This is a genomic window from Pseudarthrobacter enclensis (assembly GCF_001457025.1).
Taxonomy (GTDB): Bacteria; Actinomycetota; Actinomycetes; order Actinomycetales; family Micrococcaceae; genus Arthrobacter; species Arthrobacter enclensis.
In genome coordinates, this window is sequence record NZ_KQ758600.1 from 739,023 (window position 1) to 746,825 (window position 7,803).

Annotated in this window: 8 protein-coding genes, 1 tRNA gene and 1 pseudogene; 4 read left to right on the forward strand and 6 right to left on the reverse strand. The window is 65.7% G+C overall.

Translation table 11 applies throughout. The annotated features are described in order from the left end of the window. Positions 1 to 21: 21 nt before the first annotated feature. Complete coding sequence (cysK, locus tag AS031_RS08010; RefSeq protein ID WP_058267638.1) at positions 22 to 957, forward strand: cysteine synthase A; 936 nt, start codon at positions 22 to 24, stop codon at positions 955 to 957. Positions 958 to 997: 40 nt separating this feature from the next. Then, positions 998 to 1,582, forward strand: a complete 585-nt coding sequence (epsC, locus tag AS031_RS08015; protein ID WP_058267576.1) for a serine O-acetyltransferase EpsC — start codon at positions 998 to 1,000, stop codon at positions 1,580 to 1,582. A gap of 445 nt (positions 1,583 to 2,027) precedes the next feature. Here epsC and gndA read toward each other — a convergent pair whose 3' ends face one another. After that, the gene (gene gndA, locus AS031_RS08020) at positions 2,028 to 3,464 is read right to left on the reverse strand and encodes an NADP-dependent phosphogluconate dehydrogenase (protein ID WP_058267577.1); all 1,437 of its coding nucleotides are present in this window, start codon (positions 3,462 to 3,464) and stop codon (positions 2,028 to 2,030) included. A 207-nt stretch (positions 3,465 to 3,671) separates the two neighbouring features. Between gndA and AS031_RS08025 the strand changes: the two genes are divergently transcribed. Then, positions 3,672 to 4,397: a FadR/GntR family transcriptional regulator gene (locus tag AS031_RS08025; RefSeq protein WP_058267578.1), complete on the forward strand. Its 726-nt coding sequence runs from the start codon at positions 3,672 to 3,674 to the stop codon at positions 4,395 to 4,397. A 173-nt stretch (positions 4,398 to 4,570) separates the two neighbouring features. Here the strand turns inward: AS031_RS08025 and AS031_RS08030 are convergent, their stop codons facing one another. The 5 genes from AS031_RS08030 to AS031_RS08050 form a co-directional block, all read right to left on the reverse strand. After that, positions 4,571 to 4,861 (reverse strand): hypothetical protein, encoded by a 291-nt coding sequence (locus tag AS031_RS08030; protein WP_058267579.1) that lies wholly within the window; start codon positions 4,859 to 4,861, stop codon positions 4,571 to 4,573. Positions 4,862 to 4,990: 129 nt separating this feature from the next. Further along, a tRNA-Val gene (locus tag AS031_RS08035) sits at positions 4,991 to 5,063 on the reverse strand. 110 nt (positions 5,064 to 5,173) lie between these two features. Further along, entirely contained in the window at positions 5,174 to 6,094 is a 921-nt protein-coding gene (locus tag AS031_RS08040; RefSeq protein ID WP_058267580.1) for a Sir2 family NAD-dependent protein deacetylase, read from the reverse strand. Between the two features lie 4 nt (positions 6,095 to 6,098). Further along, the gene (locus AS031_RS08045) at positions 6,099 to 6,593 is read right to left on the reverse strand and encodes a peroxiredoxin (protein WP_058267581.1); all 495 of its coding nucleotides are present in this window, start codon (positions 6,591 to 6,593) and stop codon (positions 6,099 to 6,101) included. Beyond that, entirely contained in the window at positions 6,590 to 7,009 is a 420-nt protein-coding gene (locus AS031_RS08050) for a DUF3052 domain-containing protein (RefSeq protein ID WP_058267639.1), read from the reverse strand. The genes AS031_RS08045 and AS031_RS08050 overlap by 4 nt, the downstream gene beginning before the upstream one ends. A 426-nt stretch (positions 7,010 to 7,435) precedes the next feature. Between AS031_RS08050 and AS031_RS08055 the strand changes: the two are divergent. After that, a pseudogene (locus AS031_RS08055) lies at positions 7,436 to 7,803 on the forward strand (pyruvate dehydrogenase (acetyl-transferring), homodimeric type); the annotation flags it as partial.

Here is a 7,803-nt window from a genome sequence, read left to right on the forward strand (position 1 = left end):
CTCAGAGATAGGCGTATGTACATGGCACGGATTTATGACGACGTAACCCAGCTGGTGGGACGTACCCCGCTGGTCAGGCTGAACCGGCTCAGCGAGGGGCTGGGCGCCACCGTCGCCGTCAAGCTGGAGTTCTACAACCCGGCCAACAGCGTCAAGGACCGCATCGGCGTGGCCATCATCGACGCCGCGGAGAAGTCCGGCGCCCTGAAGCCCGGCGGCACCATCGTCGAAGGAACCTCCGGCAACACCGGCATCGCCCTGGCCATGGTGGGCGCCGCCCGCGGCTACAAGGTCATCCTCACCATGCCCGAAACCATGTCCACGGAACGCCGCGTCATGCTCCGCGCCTTTGGTGCCGAGATCGTGCTCACGCCCGGCTCTGAGGGAATGCGCGGCGCAGTGGAGAAGGCCCAGGAAATCGTGGCCAACACCGAGAACTCCATCTGGGCGCAGCAGTTCGCCAACGAGGCCAACCCGCAGATCCACCGCGACACCACCGCCGAGGAAGTCTGGGCCGACACCGACGGTGAAGTCGACATCTTCGTCGCAGGCGTAGGCACCGGCGGAACCATCACCGGCGTCGGCCAGGTCCTGAAGGAGCGCAAGCCCGGCGTCCAGATCGTCGCCGTGGAACCGAAGGACTCCCCCATCCTCAACGGCGGCGCTCCCGGCCCGCACAAGATCCAGGGCCTGGGCGCAAACTTCATCCCGGAACTGCTCGACACCAACGTCTATGACGAGGTCATCGACGCCCCGCTCGAGGAATCGGTCCGCGTGGCCCGCGAACTGGGCGTCAAGGAGGGCATCCTTGGCGGCATCTCCTCCGGCGCCATCGTCTGGGGTGCCCTGGAACTGGCGAAGCGTCCGGAAAACGCCGGCAAGCTGATCGTGGCTGTGGTCTGCGACTTCGGTGAGCGTTACATCTCCACCGTTCTCTATGACGACATCCGCGGCTGATCAGGCCGTACTTTCGCCCGTTTCCTGTAGAAAGAACTTTGTGGGCTTTTTCGCAAGACTAAAAGAGGACCTCGATGCCGCCAGGTCGCATGACCCGGCGGCACGGGGCTCCCTCGAGAACTTTTTCGCCTATTCCGGCCTGCACGCCATCTGGGTCCACCGGCTGACGCACCGGCTCTGGCAGAACCCTGCCCTGCGCTTCCCCGCCCGGATCATTTCGCAGCTGGCCCGGTTCGCCACCGGAATCGAAATCCATCCCGGCGCCACGATCGGCCGCCGGTTCTTCATCGACCACGGCATGGGAGTGGTCATCGGCGAAACGTCGGAAATCGGCGACGACGTCATGATCTATCACGGCGTCACCCTCGGCGGCCGGTCGCTGGCGCGGATCAAGCGGCACCCCACCATCGGCGACCGCGTCACCATCGGCGCGGGCGCCAAGATCCTGGGCCCCATCACCATCGGCCGCGACAGCGCCGTGGGTGCGAACGCCGTCGTGGTCAAGGACGCACCGCCGGAGTCCATCGTGACCGGCGTACCTGCCAAGTGGCGCCACCGTGACGCCCAGCGCGAGACCAAGCCTGCCGTGGATCCTGCCGAGTACGACATCGAATACCGGATCTAGGTCCAGCCACGCCTTTCAGGGCCGCCTGACCTGCGTGTCATACACCCTGCGGGGCAGGAGCCTGCGCGCCGCCGTGATGGCTCCTGCTCCCCGGGCCACAGGAAAGCACGCCATCCTGCCCCTCACTTTCGTGCGCCCGCATGATGCATGCCGGCGTTGCGGACCAGCACGTCCCGCTTGCCCTTTTCGCCAAAAAGCGGCCGACGGCGGCACTCATCCACGCCGCGTCCGTCACCTCGGGGCCTGCAACCATGCGCTAACCGAATGTCCGGCAGATGGCTGGGCCGCCCAAAGCCCGATTCCTGCGGATGCTCCGGTGGCAATTGCCGCTGGGAGGGGCCACTCTTCCCCCGCTGGCCGCAGGCTGGCGCCGGACACGGCAACGGCCGGCGGCTCCCGGAATATCCGGGAGCCGCCGGCCGTCGTTAGGCCCGTACCGGGAAGGCTAGTGGGTGTCCACCGCTTCGATCTCGGACTTGTCCTCGCCCCACAGGGTGTGGAAGGTGCCCTCGGCGTCGACGCGGCCGTAGGTGTGCGCACCGAACAGGTCGCGCTGGCCCTGGATCAGGGCTGCGGCAACCCGCTTGCGGCGCAGGCCGTCGTAGTAGGCCAGGGAAGAGGAGAACACCGGCACGGGGATACCCAGCTGGACAGCCGTGGCCACCACGCGGCGCCATGCGGGCAGCGCGTCGGCGATCGCCTTGGTGAAGGCCGGGGCGAACAGCAGGTTTGCCGGCTTTTCCTCGGCAGCGTAGGCCTTGGTGATGTCCTTGAGCAGTTCGGCCCGGATGATGCAGCCGGCCCGCCACAGAGAGGCGATCTCGTCCAGCTTCAGGTCCCAGCCGTATTCCTTGGCGGCTGAGGTGAGCATGTCCAGGCCTTGGGCGTAGGACACCAGCTTGGAGGCGTACAGCGCCTGGCGGACGTCCTCGACGAACGTTTCGGGAATCTCGACGGCGGCTTCGCCGCCTTCAAGCAGTTCCTGGCCGAGCTTGCGCTGGCCTGCCTGCGAGGAGAGGGCCCGGGCAAAGACGGACTCTGCGATGCCCGATACCGGGGAACCGAGTTCCAGGGCGGAGATGACGGTCCAGCGGCCGGTGCCCTTCTGGCCGGCAGCGTCCACCACGACGTCGACGAACGGCTTGCCGGTCTTGGCGTCAACGTGACCCAGGACCTCGGCAGAGATCTCGATCAGGAAGGAGGACAGCTCGCCCTTGTTCCACTCGGTGAAGATCTTGGACTGTTCGGCCGGTTCGATGCCCGCTCCGGAGCGGAGGAGGTCGAAAGCTTCGCCGATGACCTGCATGTCGGCGTATTCGATGCCGTTGTGGACCATCTTGACGAAGTGGCCGGCGCCGTCGGTTCCCACCCAGGCGCAGCAAGGCTCGCCGTCAACCTTGGCCGAGATCTTTTCCAGCAGCGGGCCCAGGGCCTTGTAGGACTCCTTGGAGCCGCCGGGCATGATGGACGGGCCGTTCAGCGCGCCTTCTTCGCCGCCGGAGACGCCAACACCCACGAAGTGCAGGTCCTTCTTGGCCAGCGCCGCTTCGCGGCGGCGGGTGTCCTCGTAGTGGGAGTTGCCGGCGTCGATGATGATGTCGCCCGGCTCAAGGAGGGGTTCGAGCTGTTCGATGACGGAGTCCACCGGCTTGCCGGCCTTGACCATGATCAGTACCCGGCGGGGCTTCTCCAGCGAGTCGACGAGTTCCTGGAGAGTCTCGGTGCGGATGAAGTCGCCCTCGGAGCCGTACTTCTCCAGCAGGGTGTCGGTTTTCTCCACGGACCTGTTGTGCAGGGCCACCGTGAAGCCGTTACGTGCGAGGTTGCGGGCCAGGTTGGCACCCATCACCGCGAGGCCGGTGACACCGATGTGTGCAGACATCAAAACTCCAATTCAATACGTTCGACGGGGACGCGCAGCCGCCCTTTCCCACCGCGGGGAAATCACCGGCTGATCAGACGGTCGGAATAAAGCATATATATTCTTTGGGTCACAGGAAAGTAACGCCCATCCAGTGGACCAGACCGTCCCGGCCGCGGTCTACCCTTTCGGCAGGACCAGGAAGAGCTTCGCACTAGGCTTAGCTGCATGACCAGCAGCCTGCACCACCGTGCCATCGAGAACCTTGGCACCCGCATCGTCTCCGGCGACCTGCCGGCAGGCCACCTCATGCTGGCCGAACAGCTCGAGGAAGAGCTGCAGGTGTCCCGGTCCGTGATCCGGGAAGCCGTCAGGGTCCTGCAGTCGCTGGGGCTGGTGGAGACCACCAAGCGCGTGGGCATCCGGGTCCTTCCGGCCAGCCGGTGGAATCCCTTCGACCCGCAGGTCATCCGCTGGCGGCTGGCCGGGAACGCCCGGGGCGCGCAACTTCGTTCCCTCGCCGAACTCCGGGCAGCCGTGGAGCCGGTGGCCGCGGAACTTGCGGCTCAGAACGCTCCGGCGCCGCTGCGGCTGGAGCTGGTGGACGTGGCCTATGCCATGCGCGAGGCGGGTAACAGCGGCGACGTTCCGCGCTTCCTCGAACTGGATATCCACTTCCATTCCCTGCTGTTGTCCGGCTCCGGCAACGAGATGTTCGCGAACCTGATGGGGCAGGTGGCGGAAACGCTGACAGGCCGCACCGTCCACGGGTTGATGCCCGACCACCCGCACGAGGCCCCGCTGCAGTGGCACGTGGACGTCGCCGAGGCGATCTCGCGGGGCGATTCGGCTGCGGCCCGCGAGGCTTCGGGCCGGATCATGCGGCGGACAATTTCCCAGATGTCCGACTCCTGGACGGAACAGCCCCGCGTGTTCATACCAGTCCGGCGCTGACGTTTCGCGGCCCCACGCTGGGGCCGCGGCAGTGCCGCCGACACACTGGCGGGCAACTTTTTTGTTTCCGGCTGTTCACGGTATATTCATTCCAGGCCCTCCACCGCGGCATCCCCCAATAGTCGCGGTGGAGGGTTTTCCAATGCCCGGCGCCGGCCCTGCCTGCCCGCAGCCTATGCAGCGTCCGCCATCGAGCCACGCAACCGCCAGCCTCCCCCAAGTCCGTCGCGTTCCAGCAGCATGGTGGTGAGCGCCGATGCCTGGTTGCTTCCAAGCCGAACCTGCACCTGCAGGACTTCCACATCCACGCGGCTGCTCCCCCGCGGCATCCGCCGGTTGGTTTCCCACCAGTTGACCCGCTCGAACCATCTGACCGGCTCGGCGCCCACCAGCCACTCCCTGCCGCGGTAAGCCACAGCCACCGGCGTTCCGTCCGCGCCCTGGCGGACCATCACGTGTTCCATCCCTGCACCGTATGGCAGGGGTATGACAATGCACCCCCGGCGCCAAGGGGAGCCAGGGCACGGGAGCGCCGGCACAAAAAATCCCGCCTGGAGCGCTTCGTTGAAGCGCTCCAGACGGGATCTGAAGGGTGGGTCCTACCGGGATCGAACCGATGACATCCACGGTGTAAACGTGGCGCTCTACCAGCTGAGCTAAAGACCCTTGCGTCGTTGCCGCGGGCGGTGAACCGCGAACCAACGAACATAGACTCTACCTGACGCAGGACGCCAAACGCGAATCGGGTATCCCGCCCCTCCCGGCAGCTGCCCCGGTCATAATGAGGGCAGATTCGTGGCCAGCCAGATGAGGGACTCGCTGACCCCCGCTTCGAGCTTGATGGTGGCTTTATCGTCGCCGCGGGTCTCGCCCCGGTTGATGATCACCACGGGTTTCCCGTCCTTGGCGGCGTGGCGGACAAAGCGCAGCCCGCTCATGACGGTCAACGAGGATCCGGCCACCAGCAAGGCCGCGGCATCGTCCACCATGGCATAGGACCGGTCGACCCGGTCCCTGGGCACGTTCTCGCCGAAGTAGACAAAGTCCGGCTTCAGGGTACCCCCGCAGGCAGGGCAGACAGCCACCACGAAACTGCCAATCAGTGCCAGGTCCTCCACGGTTGCGTCAGCGTCGGGGGCCATCTCCACCAGGCCGGACTGCTCCGCCTGGTCAAGGAATCCCGGATTCAGTTCGCCCAGCATTCCGGCCAGGAGGCCGCGGGAATAGGTCCGGCCGCAGTCAAGGCAGATGACCTGGTCATACCTGCCGTGCAGGTCCACGACATTGGTGCTTCCCGCATCCTCGTGCAGCCGGTCCACATTCTGGGTGATGAGGCCGGTCAGGTAACCGCGCCGCTCAAGCTCGGCTGCGGCGAAGTGGCCGTGGTTGGGGTCGGCGTGCCGCAGATGGGACCAGCCGATGTGGTTGCGGGCCCAGTACCGCTGCCTGTTGGCGGGCTCCTTGACGAACTCCTGGTAGGTCATGGGCGAACGGGGCGGCGAGCCGGGGCCGCGGTAGTCCGGGATCCCCGAGTCCGTGCTCAGTCCCGCGCCGGTCAGCAGGGCAAACGGCGCCCCGGCGAGCAGGTCCCTGATCCTGCCCAACGCCTCAAGTTCCTCCGGGGACGGTTCGGCGGGCTCGACGCGCGGCAGGCTGGCGAAGCCCGTCAGGCCTGTTCCGTGCCGCGCCTTTTCCACAGCGTCAGGCCCGTTCCAGACTGGCAAGGGCCGCCCGGTACTCGGCAAGGTCGCGTGCCTGGCCCCGCGGATTAACCACGGTGTAACGGATCACACCCTCGGCATCGATGATGAACGTGCCACGCCTGGCCATGCCGCTGTCCGCATCGAAGACCCCGTACGTGGCGGCGACGCGGCCGTGAGGCCAGAAATCGGCCAGCAGGTCGAAGCCGTAGCCTTCCTGCTCGGCGTAGGCCCGCAGGCTGAACTTGCTGTCCACCGAGACTGCCAGGACGGTGGCGTTGGCATTCTCGAAGAGTGCCAGGTTGTCCCGGAGTTCACACAGTTCGCCGGTGCAGATGCCCGAAAAAGCGAAGGGGTAGAAGACCAGGACGACGTTCTGCCCCCGGTAGGAGGAGAGCCGGACGGGTTCGCCGAACTGGTTGGACAATTCGAAGTCCGGAGCGGCATCGCCTTCCGCAGGCACGACGGTTGCGGCAGCGGCGGGCGCCGCCGTCACTTGTTCTTCCTGCTGACCAGCCGGGTGGCACTCCAGTCCTTGGAAACACCGGCAGAGGTGGTGACATGCAGGCCGGCCGTGGGTGCTGCTTCCTGGATGTCCGCCGGAGAGACGTAGCCGTCCCGGCCCGACTTGGGGGTAAGGACCCAGACGACGCCGTTTTCGCCGAGGGTGGTGAGCGAGTCCATCAGGCTGTCCACGAGGTCGCCGTCACCGTCACGCCACCAGAAGATGACGGCGTCCGCCACCTCGTGATCGTCCTCATCCAGCATTTCGGCGCCGGTGAGGTCCTCGATGTCATCACGCAAGTCGAAGTCGACGTCGTCGTCGTAACCGAACTCCTGAATCAGATCCCCGTTCTTGAAACCCAATTTTTCCGCCACATTTACCGAAGTGGCGGCGTCGGCCTCGCTCACGTGTTCCTCCAATACGCTTCATATGCACTCTGCATAGTGATTTCCATTACTCCCAAGCCAACACCCTTTGTGCCTGCGCTTCAAGCTGGCATCCCCGGCCCGGCGCATATTCTGCGTCACACCGGCGGCGCCTGCCCTCCCTGCAGCGGCCCTTCGTCACACAACCAGTATGACGGCGAAATACAACTGTGGCGCCCAGGCCGCGGCTACGCATCGGCTTGCCCTGACGGTTAGAGTGGCAGATGACGACTATGCCTGCAGGACGACAACCTTGTAACTCCTGCCGGACGTAGGAGCTCTAGGAACCCTGCCCGGCACACATGACCGGGCTGATGTAACCGATACGTCGCACACGGCGTATGTTTGCCGGGCAGTCACCCTGCCTGGCCTGAGTGCGCCTTCTATGCGCGCAAAGAGAGGTTGGACGTGGCTGCAGGAGAAGATACCTCCCATATCCTCAGCGGGTTGACTGACCAGCTGCCTGATCGTGATCCGGAAGAGACTGCGGAGTGGGTTGAGTCCCTGGATGCGTTGATCCGGGAACAGGGTACCGAGCGTGCCCGGTACATCATGCGGAGCCTGCTGCAGCGCGCGGGCGCGCAGAGCGTGGGCGTGCCGATGGTGACGACCACTGATTATGTGAACACGATCCCGGTGGACCAGGAAGCGCAGTTCCCGGGCAACGAGGAGTACGAGCGCCGGTACCGGGCGTACATGCGCTGGAACGCCGCGGTGATGGTGCACCGGGCGCAGCGGCCCGAGATCGGGGTCGGCGGGCACATCTCCACCTACGC

What these genes read in the sequence shown, in the direction of transcription:
- AS031_RS08030 (WP_058267579.1), bottom strand. Translation starts at nt 4,861, where the DNA reads ATGGAACACGTGATGGTCCGCCAGGGCGCGGACGGAACGCCGGTGGCT.
- AS031_RS08025 (WP_058267578.1), top strand. Translation starts at nt 3,672, where the DNA reads ATGACCAGCAGCCTGCACCACCGTGCCATCGAGAACCTTGGCACCCGC.
- cysK (WP_058267638.1), top strand. Translation starts at nt 22, where the DNA reads ATGGCACGGATTTATGACGACGTAACCCAGCTGGTGGGACGTACCCCG.
- gndA (WP_058267577.1), bottom strand. Translation starts at nt 3,464, where the DNA reads ATGTCTGCACACATCGGTGTCACCGGCCTCGCGGTGATGGGTGCCAAC.